The sequence below is a fragment of the Aquamicrobium terrae genome (assembly GCF_052978165.1).
On record NZ_JBRKLZ010000001.1, the window covers coordinates 349,708 to 366,492 of the forward strand.

Here is a 16,785-nt window from a genome sequence, read left to right on the forward strand (position 1 = left end):
GGCAGCAGCTTACACCAGCCGCGACTGCTCCACGGCCGCCTCGATGAAGCTGGCAAACAGCGGATGCGGCTCAAGCGGCCGGCTCTTCAGTTCCGGGTGGTACTGCACGCCGATGAACCACGGATGGTCGGGATATTCCACCGTTTCCGGCAGCACGCCATCCGGCGACATGCCGGCGAACTTCAGACCACACTCCTCCAGCCGCGCCTTGTAGTCGATATTGACCTCGTAGCGGTGGCGGTGACGCTCCGAAATGTCGGACGAGCCATAGATCGCGGCGATCTTGGACTCGGGCTCCAGCTTTGCCTCATAAGCGCCCAGCCGCATGGTGCCGCCCAGATCGCCGCTCGCCTTGCGCTTTTCGAGCATGTTGCCCTTGAGCCATTCGGTCATCAGGCCGACGACGGGCTCGTTGGTGGGACCGAACTCGGTGGAGGATGCCTTCTCCAGCCCCGCCAGCGAGCGCGCGGCCTCGATGCAGGCCATCTGCATGCCGAAACAGATGCCGAAATAAGGCACCTTGCGCTCGCGCGCGAACTTGGCGGCCAGGATCTTGCCCTCGGAGCCGCGCTCGCCGAAACCGCCGGGCACCAGAATGCCGTGCACCTTTTCGAGATAGGGCGCAGGGTCTTCCTTCTCGAAGATTTCCGACTCGATCCATTCGAGCTTGACGCGCACCCGGTTCGCCAGCCCGCCATGCGACAACGCCTCGATCAGCGACTTATAGGCGTCCTTGAGGCCGGTATATTTGCCCACCACGGCAATGGTGACCTCGCCTTCCGGGTTGTGGATGCGCTGCGCGACGGCCTCCCAGCGCTCCATGCGCGGCTTCGGCGCCGGGTCGATGCCGAACGCGGCCAGAACTTCCGAATCCAACCCTTCCTTATGGTAGGCCATCGGCACATCGTAGATGTGGCCGACGTCCAGCGCCTGGATGACGGCGGACTCGCGCACGTTGCAGAACAGCGAAAGCTTGCGGCGTTCTTCCTTCGGGATCTGCCGGTCGGCGCGCACCAGAAGGATGTCGGGAGCGATGCCGATGCCGCGCAATTCCTTCACCGAATGCTGGGTCGGCTTGGTCTTCAGCTCGCCCGCCGCCGGGATCCACGGCATCAGGGTGAGGTGCACATAGACCGCCTGCCCGCGCGGCAGATCGTTGCCGAGCTGGCGGATGGCCTCGAGGAACGGCATCGCCTCGATGTCGCCCGCCGTGCCGCCGATTTCGCACAGTACGAAATCGTAGTCGTCGTTGCCGTCGAGGATGAAGTTCTTGATCTCGTCGGTGACGTGGGGAATGACCTGCACGGTCGCGCCGAGGTAATCTCCACGGCGCTCCTTCTCGATGATGTTCTGGTAGATGCGCCCGGTGGTGATGTTGTCCTGCCTGTTGGCGGACCTGCCGGTGAAACGCTCGTAGTGGCCGAGATCGAGGTCGGTTTCGGCCCCGTCATCGGTCACGAACACCTCGCCATGCTGATACGGGCTCATCGTGCCCGGATCGACATTGAGGTAGGGATCGAGTTTCTTGAGGCGCGCGCGATAGCCGCGCGCCTGCAACAGGGCTCCGAGAGCCGCAGATGCTATACCTTTGCCAAGCGAGGAAACCACGCCGCCAGTGATGAATACATATCGCGCCATGGGAACCATCGCTTAGCGCGGCCGGAACGATTCCGCCAGTGGAAAAACCCGCCGCATAAGGTTTTTTCCCGGCTTTGGTTTTGCAAGCAAAAAGGGCCGGCTCGAGCCGGCCCCTCGCCAGACTTCAGGAAACTGTCAGAGAACGACGACCTTGGTGCCCGTCTTTACACGCCTGTAAAGGTCCATCACATGGTCGTTGATCATCCGGAAGCAGCCGTTCGACGAGTTGGTGCCGATGGTCTGCGGCTGGTTGGTGCCATGGATGCGCAGATAGGTGTCCTTCTTGCCTTCGTAAAGGTAGATGGCGCGCGCACCCAGCGGGTTGTCGGGGCCGCCCGGCATGCCGTCCTTGTAACGGCCGTACTTGGCCGGCTCGCGCTGCTGCATCTCCTTGGTCGGGATCCAGCGCGGCCATTCCTGCTTGTCGCCGACGACCGTGGTGCCCTTGTACTGAAGCCCCTCGCGGCCGACGGCGATGGCGTAGCGGCGCGCGGTGAACGCCGATTCGACCAGATAGAGACGATGCGCGCTGGTGTCGATGACGATGGTGCCGGCCTCATAGCCGGTGAAATTCACCTGCTGCGGCTCGAATTCCGGCTTCACGTTGAACTTCTTCTTTGCCTGACGCTCCTGCAGCACCGAATCGAGGGCGCGGGTTTCGGGCAGATAGGCAATGCTGCTGCCGGCAGATGAACTGGACCCGAACAGGCCCGTCAGCAAGCCGCCGCGGCGCTGCTGGACCTCACGCGATTCGCTGCGCAGCTCGCCGTTGTTTCCCGTGCGGGCAATGGACAACGCATCCGCCGACAGCGGCTCCCGAACCTCCTCCACCTTGGCCTGGACGACGGCCTTGGCCGGAATGGCACGCGCGGGTTCCGGCTTTTCGGTGCGGGCCGTTCTGCTCTGGTTGCGCTTCTCGAGGAATTCCTTGCGGGCGGCTTCGGACTTCGCCTTGGCAGCTTCGCGCATGGCCAGCTTCCTGGCCTCGATCGCCTTGGCGCGCGCCGCGGCCTGCTCGATCTTGACCTGTTTTTCCAGTTCCTTGATGCGGGCCAGGTCCTCGTCGGTCGGCTTCTTCTTCCGCTTCAAGGTCCTCAGTTCCGCGCTTGCGCTCTTGGCGGCCACTTCCACGACATCGGTCACGGCGGGCGCCTTCGGGGCTGCGGTGGCGGCAAGCGGGGCGGCATGGGCCGGGCCACCCACGAACATCGTGGCGCACAGGCTCATCAAAATGAAGCTGCGAAGCTGCATGGCGAAAATCCGATCAGAAATGCTGTTGCCTGCGGCCTGGCCCGCGGTCCTCCAACGGGCGGCCATCGCCGTAGCTATAGTCGATTGGCCGGCCCCTGCTCAAGCGCGGCCGCGCACCTTGCCCGGCAAATCGTCGTGATGGAATGCATTTGCGGCAACTGTGGTCAAACGATCACAGTTGCCGCAACGTCAATCGGAAAACCGAAGCGGTTTAGTTGTTGGGAACCTGCGGCTGCGCAGGCTGGGCGCCTTCGGTCGGCGCGGGCACCGCGGCCGGGTCCGAGGAGGCCGGTGCCGAAGGCGCTGCATTGTCCGAAGCGGCCGGGGCCTCCGGCACGACCTGGCCAGGAAGCTGGTCGAGGACGCCCTGCTGGGCAGGCGCGTTCTGCTGCTGGGTGGCGGCGGGAACGCGATCCAGAATATCGGTCGGCTTGGTGCCGTAGCGGGCAATGAGCGACAGGCCGAGCGAAGTGACGAAGAAGGCCGCGGCAAGAATCGCCGTGGTGCGCGTCAGCGCGTTGGCGGCACCGCGCGCGGTCATGAAGCCGGAGCCTCCGCCAATGCCCAGGCCTCCACCTTCCGAACGCTGAACCAGCACCACGCCAACCAGGGCGAGCACGATCATGAGGTGGATGACGATAAGTACGGTTTCCATGGGTCTACCTTGGCAATGCCTGTCGGCCGCTTGCGCGACGGCTCTTTGGAGGCGGCTCAATACAACGCTTTGATGGCATTTCCAAGTCCGCGCCCGGAATAAGCCTTCGGCCATCCATATAGGAAAGGAATTGGCCGGCCGCCATGCGGCGGATCACAACTGTTCGTAGGCTACCGCGATGCCGAGGAAATCGGCCGCCTTGAGGCTCGCGCCGCCCACCAGCGCGCCGTCGACATTGTCGACGCCGAGCAGTTCCACGGCGTTGGAAGGCTTGACCGAGCCGCCGTAGAGAATGCGCATGCCCTTGGCGCCCTCGCCCAGCTTGTCCACTAGCCGCGCGCGGATATGGGCATGCGCCTCGGCCACATCGTCGGCGGTCGGGGTAAGTCCCGTGCCGATGGCCCAGACAGGCTCATAGGCGACGATGGTGTTGGCCGCCGTGGCGCTGTCCGGCACGGAGCCGTCGATCTGCCGCGACAGCACGTCCAGCGTCTCGCCGGCCTGCCGCTGGGCATTGGTTTCACCGATGCAGACAACGGCGACGAGCCCTGCCCGCCATGCGGCCTCGGCCTTGGCGCGAACCGTCGCGTCGTCCTCGCCATGGTCGGTGCGGCGCTCGGAATGGCCGATGATGACATGGCTGGCGCCGGCGTCCTTCAGCATCTCGGCCGAGATGTCGCCGGTGTGGGCGCCGCTCTCCTTGGGATGGCAATCCTCGCCGCCGGCGCGAACCGGGGTGCGGGCAAGGATTTCGGCCGCACGCGCCAGAAGCGTGGCAGGCACGCAGATCAGCGCTTCCGTCTGCGCATCCAGCCCACGCATGAAACCGTCACCGATCGCTCTCAACTCATCGAGGGAAGCGCTGGTACCGTTCATCTTCCAGTTGCCCGCGACGAGCGGTCGAATTCCTGGCGTCATGTCTTTTTGATCTCCGACAGGTTCCATATGCGCGCCTTCAGTAGCAAAATCGGCCCACAAAGCAATCGACAGTGACGCCCAAGGAGGCTATTGCCCATGGGCCTTATCTGAAACCGGAAGTGAACATGCTCGACAGCCTGAGAAAAGCCGCGGGAACCTGGGTCGCCAAAACTTTGCTCCTCATACTGGTGCTGAGCTTTGCCGTTTGGGGTATCTCCGGCCAGGTTACAGGCGTCGGCGGTCACGAATCCGTGGTCAAGGTCGGCGGCACATCCGTGTCCGTCAATGAATACCGGCTGGCATACGATCGCCAGATCAATGCGCTGTCGCAGCAGTTCGGCCAGCGTCTGACGCAGGAGCAGGTCAATGCGCTGGGGCTCGACCAGCAGGTGCTGGCCCAGCTCGTATCGGGCGCCCTTCTGGACGAGCAGGCCCGCAAGATGGGCCTCGGCATCTCGCAGGACCGGCTTGCCTCGCTGACGCACGAAGACCCGGCCTTCCGCGGCCCCGGCGGACAATTCGACCGCCAGATGTTCGACTATGTGCTGCGCCAGGTCGGCATGCGGCCGGAAGATTATCTCCACAACCGCTCGCAGGTGGCCAAGCGCCAGCAGATCATCGAGGCGGCGACCGATGGCCTGAAAGTGCCGGACACCTTCCTCAAGGCCTTTGCGCTCTACCAGGGCGAGGACCGCACGGTGGACTATCTGGTGCTGCCGAAATCGCTGGTCGAGCCGATCGCCGCGCCGTCCGACGCCGACCTTTCTGCGTATTTCGAGGAAAACAAGCAGAGCTATGCGGCGCCCGAATTCCGCAAGTTCTCCTATGTGCGGCTCGAGCCGGAAGACATCGTGGATGTCAGCTCCATCAGCGACCAGCAGGTGGCCGAGGATTACGAGAAGAACAAGGCGCTCTTCACCACGCCCGAAACGCGCAAGATCGAACAGATCGTGTTCGCCTCAGAGCAGGATGCCCAGACGGCGCGCGATTCGATCAACAGCGGCGCAACCTTCGATAAGGTCTATGCCGCGCAGGGCAAGACCGAAGCCGATATCCAGCTCGGCACCTTGTCGAAGGACAAGATTGCCGACCAGGCAGTGGCCGAGGAAGCCTTCGCGCTTGGCCTCAACGAGGTGAGCAATGTGGTCAAGGGCACGTTCGGCCCGGTGCTGCTGCGGGTCACCGAAATCAATCCCGAAGTGGTGAAGCCGCTTGCCGAGGTTACCGACCAGATCCGCAAGGACCTGGCGCTCAGCGAGGCCAACCGCGTGCTGCTCGACGTGCACGACGCCTACGAGGACGCACGCGCCGGTGGCGATTCCATGGAGGAAGCCGCGTCCAAGCAGCGTCTGAAGGTGGTGTCGATCGAGGCGATCGACCGCTCCGGCCGGGGTCCCGATGGAAACGTCCTGCGCGACCTGCCTGAATCGGCCAATCTGATCCGCGCCGTCTTCGAGGCGGAAACCGGCATGGAGAACGACAGCCTGACCACCGCCAATGGCGGCTACCTCTTCTACGAGGTCAATTCCGTCACTCCGGCCCGTGACCGCACGCTCGACGAGGTGCGCGATCGCGTCGTCGCCGACTGGACCGCCCAGGAAACGGAAAAGAAGCTGCAGGCCAGGGCCGAAGAGTTGAAGAAGCGCGTGGAGGATGGCGCGGAACTGGAAGCCATCGCCTCCGAGCTTTCTCTGGAAAAGCAGACCAAGCGCGGTCTGAAGCGCTCCGCCGACGACGCCGATTTCGGCCGCGAAGGTGCCGCCGAGATGTTCGACGTCGGTGAAGGCGGATCGGGCATCGTGGCCGCGCCCACCGGCGACGCGCAGATCCTGTTCAAGGTCGCGCAGGTGGTCGAGCCGGCCGGCGCGGATGCCAGCACGGTGCCGGACGATGTGCGCAACTCGTTCGCGTCGGGCCTGTCCGGCGACCTGCTCGACCAGCTCGTGGCCCAGCTTCAGACCCAGTACCAGGTCGAGATCGATCAGGTCGCCATATCGCAGGCGCTGACCCGATGAGCGCATTGAAGCCTTTCATCGCCAGTGTCGCCGCAGGCAGGCCGCTGAGCTTCGAGGAGGCCCGCGAGGCGTTCGACATCATCATGTCGGGCGATGCCACGCCCGGCCAGATCGGCGGCTTCCTGATGGCGTTGCGCGTGCGCGGGGAGACGGTGAGCGAGATTTCCGGCGCGGTCGCCACCATGCGCGACAAGATGCTGCGCGTTTCGGCGCCCGCTGCTGCCATCGACATCGTGGGAACCGGCGGCGACGGCTCGCACAGCGTCAACATCTCCACCGCTTCCGCCTTCGTCACCGCCGCCTGCGGCGTGCCGGTCGCCAAGCATGGCAATCGCGGCCTGTCGTCCCTGACCGGCACGGCGGATGTCTTGACCAGGCTCGGCGTCAACATCGAGCTCGCGCCCGATGCGATCGGCCGCTGCGTCGAGCAGGCCGGCATCGGCTTCATGTTCGCCCCCTCCCACCATCCGGCCATGAAGCATGTCGGTCCGATCCGCGTGGAACTGGGAACCCGGACCATCTTCAACCTGCTCGGCCCGCTTACCAATCCCGCCGGGGTCGGACGCCAGCTTGTCGGCGTGTTCGCGCCGGAATGGGTCTTGCCGGTGGCCGAGGCGCTGAAAACCCTCGGCTCCACCCATGTCTGGGTGGTGCATGGCGACGGCTATGACGAAATCACCGCCACCGGCGAAACGCATGTGGCGGAACTGGCCGGCGGCGAGATTCGCAGCTTTACCCTCACTCCGGAGGCACTGGGCCTTGAACGCCACACCAAGGAAGCGTTGCGAGGCGGCGATTCGGAGTTCAACGCGGCCGCCCTGCGCAAGGTGCTGTCCGGCGCGCCGGGCGCCTATCGCGATACGGTGCTGATGAATGCCGGCGCGGGCCTGGTCGTTGCCGATCAGGTGACGACACTGGCGGATGGCGTCGCCAAGGCCAGAGAGGCCATCGACAGCGGCCGCGCCATGGTGGTGCTTGACAGACTGGTCGAGGTTTCCAACGCTTAGCCATGTCCGATATTCTGCGTAAGATCGAAGCCTACAAACGCGATGAGATCGCCGCCGCGAAAGCGCGGGTTTCTCTGGACGATCTCAAGGCGCGCGCCGCCGGACTGGAAAAGCCGCGCGGCTTTCTGGCCGCGCTGGAGGCCCGCAACCACGACGGCCAGTTTGCGCTGATCGCCGAGATCAAGAAGGCAAGTCCCTCGCGGGGGCTGATCCGGCCTGATTTCGACCCGCCCTCCCTCGCTCGCGCCTATGAGGCAGGCGGCGCAGCCTGCCTTTCCGTGCTGACCGATGCGCCGTCCTTCCAGGGCGCGCCGGAATATCTGACCGCGGCGCGCGATGCGGTATCGCTTCCGGCACTGCGCAAGGATTTCCTGTTCGACACCTATCAGGTGCATGAGGCGCGCGCCTGGGGCGCGGATGCCATCCTCGTCATCATGGCCAGCGTCGACGACGACATGGCGCGTGCGCTGGAGGAGACGGCCTTCTCCCTCGGCATGGACGCGCTGATCGAGGTGCATGACGAGGAAGAGATGGAGCGGGCCCTGCGCCTCTCCTCCCGCCTCATCGGCATCAACAACCGCAATTTGCGTACCTTCGAGACGACGCTGGAAACCTGCGAGCGGCTGGCGCCCATGGTTCCGTCCGACCGGCTGCTGGTCGGCGAAAGCGGCATCTTCACCAATGAGGACTGCAAGCGGCTGGCCGCGAGCGGCATCGGCACGTTCCTGGTGGGCGAAAGCCTGATGCGGCATGAGGACGTCGCCACGGCAACGCGTGTCCTGCTCGGTCTCGACGCCGAGGAGGCATTGACGACGTGAGCGACACCCCATCTGCGGCGGGGTCCCGCCTCACCCATATCGGGGCTTCGGGCGAAGCCCATATGGTCGACGTCGGGGAGAAGGCCGAAACCGTGCGCACCGCCGTCGCCGAAGGCAGCGTGCGCATGCAGCCCGCCACGCTTGCCATGATCCTCGAAGGCAATGCCAGGAAGGGCGACGTGCTGGGCACGGCCCGCATCGCAGGCATCATGGCCGCCAAGAAGGCGCATGAACTCATCCCGCTCTGCCATCCGCTGCTTCTGACCAAGGTGTCCGTGGACATCGAGGCGGATCCTGACCTGCCCGGTCTGCGGGTGCAGGCTCTGGCGCGCGTGACCGGCAAGACCGGCGTCGAAATGGAAGCGTTGACAGCGGCTTCCGTCGCCTGCCTCACCATCTACGACATGGCCAAGGCCGTGGATCGTGCCATGGTGATTTCCGAGATAAGGCTGGTTTCCAAGACGGGCGGGAAATCAGGCGACTATCAGTCAGGTGCATGACATGACGCTGGTTCCGCTGGAGACGGCGCTGGAGCGTCTTCTGGAGGACGCCCGCCCCCTGTCGGCCAGCGAAAGCGTGGCGCTGCACGAGGCTTACGGCCGGGTGCTGGCCGAACCGGTGGCGGCGCTGCGCACGCAGCCGCCTTTCGACGCCTCCGCCATGGATGGTTATGCCATCCGGGGAGCAGACGCCGGCGTGGCCGGAAACCGGCTTTCGGTGATCGGCGAAGTCGCGGCCGGCGGCACCTTCCCCGGCACGGTCGGGGCCGGCGAATGCGTGCGCATCTTCACCGGAGCGCCCCTGCCTGCCGGTGCCGATACGGTCGTGATCCAGGAGGACGTGACCGTCGTCTCGCCCGGCATGGTCGAATTGCGCGAACCAACGAGAGCCGGCCGCAATGTCCGGGGCGCCGGGCTCGATTTCGTGGAAGGCGACCTGCTGATCGACAAGGGCCAGTTGCTTGGACCCAGTTCCCTGTCGCTCGCGGCTTCCGCCAATCATCCGCGCCTTTGCGTGGTGAAGCGGCCGCTGGTCGCGATCATCGCCACGGGAGATGAATTGCGCGCACCCGGCAGCACGCTCGGACCCGGCCAGATCATTTCCTCCAACGCCTATGGTGTCGCCGCCCTGGCGCGCGCCGCAGGTGCCGAGGTGCTCGATCTCGGCATCGCGCCCGACAGCAGGGATGCAATCGCCGCGCTGGTGAAGAAGGCCGTTGCCGCCGGTGCCGACGTCATCGTCACGCTCGGCGGCGCATCGGTGGGCGATCACGACCTCGTCCACGAGGTGCTGACCGGCGAGGGCATGACGCTCGACTTCTGGAAGATCGCCATGCGCCCCGGAAAGCCGCTGATGTTCGGCCGGATGGGCGACATCAGGTGCATCGGCCTGCCCGGAAATCCCGTCGCCAGCCTCGTATGCTCGCAGCTCTTCCTGAAACCCCTGCTTGCCCGCCTCGGCGGAAGGCCGTTCCGGCAGGACATGCGTACGGCCCGGCTCGGTGCCAGAATGCCCGCCAACGACCGCCGCCAGGACTATGTTCGCGCCCGCATCGACGAGTTGGACGGCGAACTCGTCGCCACGCCCTTCGACCTGCAGGACTCGTCCATGCTGCGCGTACTGGCCGCCTCGGGCGGCCTCATCGTGCGCGCGCCCTTCGCCCCCGCATCGGACGCCGGCGAGGCCTGCCAGGTGCTGATGCTCGGCTGAACCGCAAGCGATCGCAGCGGGGCGAGGGTTTATAAACCCTGAATCCATTCACTAAACTTTAAACGGTTGCGGAACACAAATGGAACAGATAGTGTTTGTTCCGGGTTTGTTTTCCGATTCTGGATTCGCCGCTGCCGGGGGAGCCGATGCTGACGCGCAAGCAACATGAACTGCTTCTCTTCATTCATGAGAGAATGAAGGAAAGTGGCATTCCGCCGTCATTCGACGAAATGAAGGACGCGCTCGATCTTGCCTCCAAGTCGGGCATCCATCGGCTCATCACCGCGTTGGAAGAGCGCGGTTTCATCCGCCGCCTGCCCAATCGTGCGCGAGCGCTTGAAGTGTTGCGCCTGCCCGATTCCATCGCGCCGGGCCTCCACACGGCAAGGAAGTTTTCGCCCAGCGTCATCCAGGGCAGCCTGGGGCAACCGCCGAAGGACGTGCGCCGGCCACAGTTGGCCAGCAATGACGACGATGCCGGGGCGGCGGTCTCCATTCCGGTCATGGGGCGGATCGCCGCCGGTGTGCCGATCGACGCCATCCAGCACAAGACGCACTCCATCTCCGTTCCGCCGGAAATGCTCTCCGGCGGCGAGCATTACGCGCTGGAGGTCAAGGGCGACTCGATGATCGAGGCCGGCATATTCGACGGCGATACCGTCATCATCCGTAACGGCAACACGGCAACGCCCGGCGACATAGTGGTGGCGCTGGTGGATGACGAAGAAGCCACCTTGAAGCGCTTCCGCCGCAAGGGTGCATCGATCGCGCTGGAGGCCGCCAATCCGGCCTATGAAACCCGGATTTTCGGGCCGGACCGGGTGAAGGTGCAGGGCAGACTGGTCGGGCTCATCCGCCGTTACTGAACAAGGTCACAGCAACCAAACGACGGGCGAATGCTGAGAACTTGCGCCTCGCCTTAAGGGGAAGCGGGACCGCCTTCCGGATTGTTCTGGTGATGAAGTGTCGGATGATGATGCATTCGATGACGATCCATGGACTATTGGAAAAACATTTTTTAACAATTAGATAGATGCTTTTTCTAACGAGCGATTGAGGTGAATTCCGATTGCCGGCAACCAGTTGGAGAGGTGCCGGTCTTCCTGTGCGCAAGCACCAACCCGGACCAGGGCCGGCTCCGTAGGCGTTATCGCCGAGGTATTGGCGGCTTGAAGCCGGTCTATTCCAGGAGGCTATTCCGCCGGTTCTTCGGAGAACGCTTCTCCCCCGATGTCTTCCGCCATGCCGGCAGGTTTATCCGCGACGTTGCCAAGTTCTTCTTCCGTAACGGCAGTCATCTTGCTGCCGGATGCTTTCCGCTCGTAGGGCGGCAGGCCCCTCGCCTCCCGTGAATACCGGCGCTGGTCGTGCCAGGGACGATAGCTGCCTTCGATGGCAAAGCGCACTTCGGCCGGCTGCCCGCCCAGTTCAGGGTCGCCCTTCACAAAAAACGCTTCGGCGCCGCCCTTTTGGGCCAACTGGCGGCGCGTGACGACGGCTACCCGCCGGTCGCGGCACGGATTTCGTGCAGTGGCATCCTCGATCACGATGAGACTTGCATGAGCGCATGCCCGGCGCGCCGTATCCATATCCGGGGCCTGTACGACCAGCGCGCCTGACGGATGACGCGCCAGACACAGCTTTTCGGCACATGCGAAGCCCTCCTCTTTTCCCGAACGGTCGGTACTCGCAGTGATTTCCCCAAGAAGGGCGCCTATATCCTTGTCCTTCAGTTGCCTCGGCCGAAGCACAGTCTCGGCGTCCAGCGCCCGTCTCCAATTGTCGATGGTAAAGACGTTCGGTCGCGGCCGGTTGGCCGCGATCCGGTCGCTTCCCATGGCGACGGCAACCAGCCTCGCATCCTCCGAAATCAGCACGTCGGGTGCGCGCGCCCCACCCAATATCGCCAGGCTCGCCACAGCGAAAGGCAACGCGGCTAGCCGCAGCCAGGTGGTGGTCATGGTCGCAATCACCAGCGCGACCGTCGCCAGTGCCACGGACCCGGCGGATATCAGCCCGACCGCATCGATCGGCGACATGTCGGCGATCCGCTCGGACAGGACGATCACCACGGTCAATCCCTTGCCCATCACCTGCAGCAGCGGGCCGTCCAGGCCGAAAGGCATGGCGAGCGAGGCAAACACCGCAAAAGGCATGACGATGATCGAAACGATCGGCATGACCGCGAGATTGGCCACGAGGCTGAGCGGTGCGACGCGCTGGAAATGCCACGCCGCATAAAGCGTCGTCGCCGCGCCCGCCACCACCGAGGTCGCGGCCAGCCCCACCATCATGACCGCGAAGCGATGCGCCAGCGCACCCGGGAGCGAGCGTTTGGGCGGCATGCCGGACGAAAGCCGGCTGGCGCGGTAATCCGACCACGCCGCATAGGCACCCACCAGCGCCGCCGTCGCCGCAAACGACATTTGGAAACTGGGGCCCACCACCTCATGCGGCGTGACGAGAATGACGACGATTGCCGAAATGGCGAGATTGCGCATGGTGAGCGCGCTTCGGTCGAACAACAGCGCCACCAGCATCACCGCCAGCATGATGAAGGAACGCACCGCCGCAACGACCATGCCGGAAATCAGCAGATAGGCGACAATGGCGAACAGGGCCGCCAGCGCGGCATATTTCTTGACCGGATGGCGCGAGGCGAAATCCGGAAACAGCGCGAACAGGCCGCGCATCAACCCCATCACCGTGCCGGCCACCAGCGCCATGTGCAGGCCGGATATGGAAATGATGTGATAGATGCCGGTCTTGCGCATCGCCTCGTTGATTTCTTCGGGGATGCCGGCACGCACGCCGACGATCAGGGCCGCCGCGATTTCGCCCTCTGGCCCGCCGATGCTGTGCCTGATCCGGTCGGCAACCGATTGCCGCGCCTGCTCGATGGCCGTGCCGATACGCGCACCGGTCGAAGCCGGGCCGGCGGCAGCCGACAGTTCAGGCCCCGACAGGAAAAAGCCGCTGGCGCCGATGCCGCCGAAATAGCTGGCAAAGGAGGTGTCATAGCTGTCGGGCCGAATTGGGCCGCTGGGCGGCAAAAGCCGCACAAGCCCCGTCACTTCGGAGCCGGGGCCAATGTCCGCCGGCAGCTTGCGGGCGGAAGTGCGCACGCGTTGCGGCTGATAGCGCAGTTTCGGGCGCTCGGTGGAGAGGACATCGATGGTAAGCCGCTTGCGGCCGCTGGCCATGTCCTCCACGGTCACGACCCGCCCCGTCAGCCGCACGGTAATGTCCGTGCCCAGCATGCGCGTTCCCATGCGCCAGGTTTCCAGCTTCGAAACAGCCAGCCCGGCAAGGCACAGCAGCAGCGCCAGCAGGCACAGGTGAAGCAGGTAGCGTCGCCGTGCAGCCCAGGCGAGTGCCCCCAGAACAGCAATGATGCCAAGCAGCGGCGTCCAGTCCGGCTCGAAGGCCAGCGAAAAATAGGCAAGCACGCCGATGGAAAGAAAAACCGGCACGAGAAGGAAGCAGGCGCCCCGCTCCTGCTCCAGCACCAAGGCCTGGATCGCAGCCTGCCAGAGCCCGCGCGCCGAAAAGCCATGGAGCAGCGGCTTCGCAACTTGCGGCACCGGCGTGCTTGCCGATGCTGGGTCATCACAATAAGCCGGCGTGGAATAGCTTGAGGGTTCCGGCGCCTGTGGAGCCGGTGCCAGGGCCATGTTCTGCAAGACAAAAAGATTGCGCTCACTGACATCGAGCGGCGCGTTTGCCGCGTCTTTGCCGCCCGCCGACGATAAAGTCACCGGCTCTCCCCTTGCACCCCTGACCTCCTATGGTACATGAACGCGCAAACTGCGAAAGCCCGCCGGGCGGCTTTCGCCACCGCGCGAGAAATGAATGTCTGAGAAGGTCGTCACCCGCTTCGCTCCCTCGCCCACGGGTTTCCTGCATATCGGCGGCGCACGCACCGCGTTGTTCAACTGGCTCTATGCCAAACACGCCGGCGGCACGATGCTGCTGCGCATCGAGGACACCGACCGGGAGCGCTCCACCGAAGCTGCCACCGCGGCCATCCTCGAGGGGCTGACCTGGCTCGGCCTCACCTGGGAGGGCGAGCCCGTTTCGCAATACCAGCGCGCTGCCCGCCACCGCGAGGTGGCCGAGGAACTGGTGCGCCTGGGCAAGGCCTACTATTGCTATGCCACCCCGGCGGAACTGGAGGCGATGCGCGAGAAGGCCCGCGCCGAGGGCCGCCCACCCCGCTATGACGGCCGCTGGCGCGACCGCGATCCGTCCGAGGCGCCCGCAGGTGCCAAGGGGGCGATCCGCATCAAGGCGCCCATCGACGGCGAAACCGTGGTGCATGACCTCGTGCAGGGCGAGGTGCGCTTTCCGAACAAGGATCTCGACGATTTCATCATCCTGCGCTCCGATAGCAACCCCACCTACATGCATGCCGTGGTGGTGGACGACCACGACATGGAGGTGACCCATATCATCCGTGGCGACGACCATCTGACCAATGCGGCGCGCCAGACCGTCATCTATGACGCCATGGGCTGGCAGGTGCCGAAAATGGCGCATATCCCGCTGATCCACGGCGCGGACGGCGCGAAACTGTCCAAGCGCCATGGCGCGCTGGGCGTCGAGGCCTATCGGGCCATGGGCTATCTGCCCGAGGCGCTGCTGAACTATCTTGCCCGCCTCGGCTGGAGCCATGGCGACGACGAGGTGATGTCCATCGAGCAGATGATCTCCTGGTTTGACATCAAGGACGTCAACAAGGGTGCGGCGCGCTTCGATTTCGCCAAGCTGGAGGCGCTGAACGGCGTGCACATGCGCGCCATGGATGAGGCCAGGCTGACCGACGCCTTGCTGGCCACCCTGCCCTATCTGCCCGAAGGCGAGGAGCTGGCGTCCCGCTTCGACGAACCGGCCAGAGACCGGCTGGTGAAGGCCATGCCGGGCTTGAAGGAACGCGCCAAGACGCTGGTCGAACTGGCTGACAACACCTATTACCTGACGGCAAGCCGCCCCCTTCAGCTCGATGAGAAGGCGGTCGCCATATTGGACGCCGACGCCAGGGCTGTGCTCAAGGCGGTTGCGGAACGATTCCAGGGCCTTGGTGAGTGGAATGCCCAGTCGACCGAGGCGGCGGTTCGCGACTATGCGCAAACTTCTGGATTGAAGCTCGGCAAGATCGCGCAACCGCTGCGGGCCGCCCTGACCGGCCGCAGCACCTCGCCCGGCGTGTTCGACGTGCTCGAGGTGCTCGGACGCGAGGAGAGTCTCGCGCGCATCCAGGATCAAATCGATTAGGGTTCGCAACGACGAAAAAATGGCATTGAAAGGCTTGTTTTGCGGTGCAACATTAGCGCGCGGGCCGACCGGCCCGGCACCTTATAAAGGCTGCATTTTCGAACATTCCCGTGCTGTTGGATTTTGCATCGCAAGATGATTTTTTGCCGCTTGGGCATGAGACTTGACAAGGAGTTTGCAATGACCGGATCGACTGCGAAACTGGAACTTGGCGGCAAAACTCACGAGCTCAATGTGCGAAGTGGCACGATCGGGCCGGATGTCATCGACATAGGCGCGCTCTACTCCACCACCGGCGCCTTCACCTACGATCCTGGCTTCACCTCCACGGCAAGCTGCGAATCGCAGATCACCTTCATCGACGGTGACGCCGGCATCCTTCTGCATCGCGGCTACCCCATCGACCAGCTCGCCGAGCACGGCGATTTCCTCGAAGTCTGCTATCTGCTGCTTTACGGGGATCTGCCCACCAAGGCGCAGAAGGAGGATTTCGACTACCGCATCACGCGCCACACCATGGTGCATGAGCAGATGACGAAGTTCTTCACCGGTTTCCGCCGCGACGCTCACCCGATGGCGGTGATGTGCGGCGTGGTCGGCGCGCTGTCGGCCTTCTACCACGACTCCACCGACATTTCCGACCCGCACCAGCGCATGGTGGCTTCCATGCGCCTGATCGCCAAGATGCCGACCATCGCGGCCATGGCCTACAAGTACCATATCGGCCAGCCGTTCATGTATCCGAAGAACGACCTGAACTTCGCGGCCAACTTCCTGCACATGTGCTTTGCCGTGCCGTGCGAGGAGTACAAGATCAATCCGGTACTGGCCCGCGCCATGGAGCGCATCTTCATCCTGCACGCCGATCACGAGCAGAATGCCTCGACCTCGACCGTGCGCCTGGCCGGCTCCTCCGGCGCCAACCCCTTCGCCTGCATCGCCGCCGGCATCGCCTGCCTGTGGGGTCCGGCCCATGGCGGCGCTAACGAAGCCGCGCTCAACATGCTGGCCGAGATCGGCCATGTCGATCACATTCCCGAATTCATCAACCGCGCCAAGGACAAGAACGATCCGTTCCGCCTGATGGGCTTCGGCCATCGCGTCTACAAGAATTATGATCCGCGCGCCAAGATCATGCAGAAGACCGCGCATGAGGTGCTCGGTGAACTCGGCATCAAGGACGATCCGCTGCTCGACATCGCCATGGAGCTGGAAAAGATCGCCCTCACCGACGAGTATTTCATCGAGAAGAAGCTCTATCCGAACGTCGATTTCTATTCCGGCATCACGCTCAAGGCGCTGGGCTTCCCCACCACCATGTTCACCGTGCTGTTCGCCGTGGCCCGCACCGTCGGCTGGATCGCCCAGTGGAAGGAAATGATCGAGGACCCGCGCCAGAAGATCGGCCGCCCGCGCCAGCTCTACACCGGCGCCACCGAACGGGACTACGTGCCGATCGCCAAGCGCTGATATCGGCACTCCTTGAAAAAAGGCCGCGG

13 protein-coding genes are annotated in these 16,785 nt (G+C 64.3%); 8 read left to right on the forward strand and 5 right to left on the reverse strand.

The features are described from left to right. Positions 1-9: 9 nt before the first annotated feature. The 4 genes from pyrG to tpiA form a co-directional block, all read right to left on the reverse strand. Positions 10-1,638 (reverse strand): CTP synthase, encoded by a 1,629-nt coding sequence (gene pyrG / locus ACVCNR_RS01900; RefSeq protein ID WP_354192381.1) that lies wholly within the window; start codon positions 1,636-1,638, stop codon positions 10-12. Positions 1,639-1,773: 135 nt separating this feature from the next. Beyond that, the gene (locus ACVCNR_RS01905) at positions 1,774-2,889 is read right to left on the reverse strand and encodes a L,D-transpeptidase (RefSeq protein ID WP_447073640.1); all 1,116 of its coding nucleotides are present in this window, start codon (positions 2,887-2,889) and stop codon (positions 1,774-1,776) included. Between the two features lie 211 nt (positions 2,890-3,100). Beyond that, on the reverse strand, positions 3,101-3,544 hold the full coding sequence (secG, locus tag ACVCNR_RS01910) for a preprotein translocase subunit SecG (protein WP_447073641.1): 444 nt from the start codon (positions 3,542-3,544) through the stop codon (positions 3,101-3,103). A gap of 153 nt (positions 3,545-3,697) precedes the next feature. Next, positions 3,698-4,462, reverse strand: coding sequence for a triose-phosphate isomerase (tpiA, locus tag ACVCNR_RS01915; RefSeq protein WP_354192377.1), 765 nt, complete (start codon positions 4,460-4,462; stop codon positions 3,698-3,700). Positions 4,463-4,587: 125 nt separating this feature from the next. On the opposite strand from tpiA, the gene ACVCNR_RS01920 reads away from it, so the two are divergent. From ACVCNR_RS01920 to lexA, 6 genes are all read left to right on the forward strand, one after another. Next, positions 4,588-6,477, forward strand: coding sequence for a SurA N-terminal domain-containing protein (locus ACVCNR_RS01920; RefSeq protein WP_447073642.1), 1,890 nt, complete (start codon positions 4,588-4,590; stop codon positions 6,475-6,477). Next, on the forward strand, positions 6,474-7,484 hold the full coding sequence (gene trpD / locus ACVCNR_RS01925) for an anthranilate phosphoribosyltransferase (RefSeq protein ID WP_447073643.1): 1,011 nt from the start codon (positions 6,474-6,476) through the stop codon (positions 7,482-7,484). The genes ACVCNR_RS01920 and trpD overlap by 4 nt, the downstream gene beginning before the upstream one ends. A gap of 2 nt (positions 7,485-7,486) precedes the next feature. Further along, positions 7,487-8,302 carry an indole-3-glycerol phosphate synthase TrpC gene (gene trpC / locus ACVCNR_RS01930; RefSeq protein WP_447073644.1) on the forward strand — a complete coding sequence of 272 codons (816 nt, stop codon included), beginning with the start codon at positions 7,487-7,489 and terminating at the stop codon, positions 8,300-8,302. Then, positions 8,299-8,802, forward strand: coding sequence for a cyclic pyranopterin monophosphate synthase MoaC (gene moaC, locus ACVCNR_RS01935; protein WP_354192373.1), 504 nt, complete (start codon positions 8,299-8,301; stop codon positions 8,800-8,802). Before trpC ends, moaC begins: the two co-directional genes overlap by 4 nt. A 1-nt stretch (position 8,803) precedes the next feature. Continuing rightward, positions 8,804-10,012 (forward strand): molybdopterin molybdotransferase MoeA, encoded by a 1,209-nt coding sequence (locus ACVCNR_RS01940; RefSeq protein WP_447073645.1) that lies wholly within the window; start codon positions 8,804-8,806, stop codon positions 10,010-10,012. 146 nt (positions 10,013-10,158) lie between these two features. Next, positions 10,159-10,878, forward strand: a complete 720-nt coding sequence (gene lexA / locus ACVCNR_RS01945; RefSeq protein WP_354192371.1) for a transcriptional repressor LexA — start codon at positions 10,159-10,161, stop codon at positions 10,876-10,878. 327 nt (positions 10,879-11,205) lie between these two features. On the opposite strand, the gene ACVCNR_RS01950 is transcribed toward lexA, so the two are convergent. Further along, positions 11,206-13,596 (reverse strand): ComEC/Rec2 family competence protein, encoded by a 2,391-nt coding sequence (locus ACVCNR_RS01950; protein ID WP_447073646.1) that lies wholly within the window; start codon positions 13,594-13,596, stop codon positions 11,206-11,208. A gap of 268 nt (positions 13,597-13,864) precedes the next feature. Here ACVCNR_RS01950 and gltX point away from each other — a divergent pair, with 268 nt between their 5' ends. Beyond that, positions 13,865-15,286 (forward strand): glutamate--tRNA ligase, encoded by a 1,422-nt coding sequence (gltX, locus tag ACVCNR_RS01955; protein WP_447073648.1) that lies wholly within the window; start codon positions 13,865-13,867, stop codon positions 15,284-15,286. 180 nt (positions 15,287-15,466) lie between these two features. Next, positions 15,467-16,756 carry a citrate synthase gene (gene gltA / locus ACVCNR_RS01960; protein ID WP_354192366.1) on the forward strand — a complete coding sequence of 430 codons (1,290 nt, stop codon included), beginning with the start codon at positions 15,467-15,469 and terminating at the stop codon, positions 16,754-16,756. The last annotated feature ends 29 nt before the right edge of the window (positions 16,757-16,785 follow it).

What these genes read in the sequence shown, in the direction of transcription:
- secG (WP_447073641.1), bottom strand. Translation starts at nt 3,544, where the DNA reads ATGGAAACCGTACTTATCGTCATCCACCTCATGATCGTGCTCGCCCTG.
- ACVCNR_RS01940 (WP_447073645.1), top strand. Translation starts at nt 8,804, where the DNA reads ATGACGCTGGTTCCGCTGGAGACGGCGCTGGAGCGTCTTCTGGAGGAC.
- tpiA (WP_354192377.1), bottom strand. Translation starts at nt 4,462, where the DNA reads ATGACGCCAGGAATTCGACCGCTCGTCGCGGGCAACTGGAAGATGAAC.
- ACVCNR_RS01905 (WP_447073640.1), bottom strand. Translation starts at nt 2,889, where the DNA reads ATGCAGCTTCGCAGCTTCATTTTGATGAGCCTGTGCGCCACGATGTTC.
- gltX (WP_447073648.1), top strand. Translation starts at nt 13,865, where the DNA reads ATGTCTGAGAAGGTCGTCACCCGCTTCGCTCCCTCGCCCACGGGTTTC.
- ACVCNR_RS01920 (WP_447073642.1), top strand. Translation starts at nt 4,588, where the DNA reads ATGCTCGACAGCCTGAGAAAAGCCGCGGGAACCTGGGTCGCCAAAACT.
- gltA (WP_354192366.1), top strand. Translation starts at nt 15,467, where the DNA reads ATGACCGGATCGACTGCGAAACTGGAACTTGGCGGCAAAACTCACGAG.
- trpD (WP_447073643.1), top strand. Translation starts at nt 6,474, where the DNA reads ATGAGCGCATTGAAGCCTTTCATCGCCAGTGTCGCCGCAGGCAGGCCG.
- trpC (WP_447073644.1), top strand. Translation starts at nt 7,487, where the DNA reads ATGTCCGATATTCTGCGTAAGATCGAAGCCTACAAACGCGATGAGATC.
- pyrG (WP_354192381.1), bottom strand. Translation starts at nt 1,638, where the DNA reads ATGGCGCGATATGTATTCATCACTGGCGGCGTGGTTTCCTCGCTTGGC.
- lexA (WP_354192371.1), top strand. Translation starts at nt 10,159, where the DNA reads ATGCTGACGCGCAAGCAACATGAACTGCTTCTCTTCATTCATGAGAGA.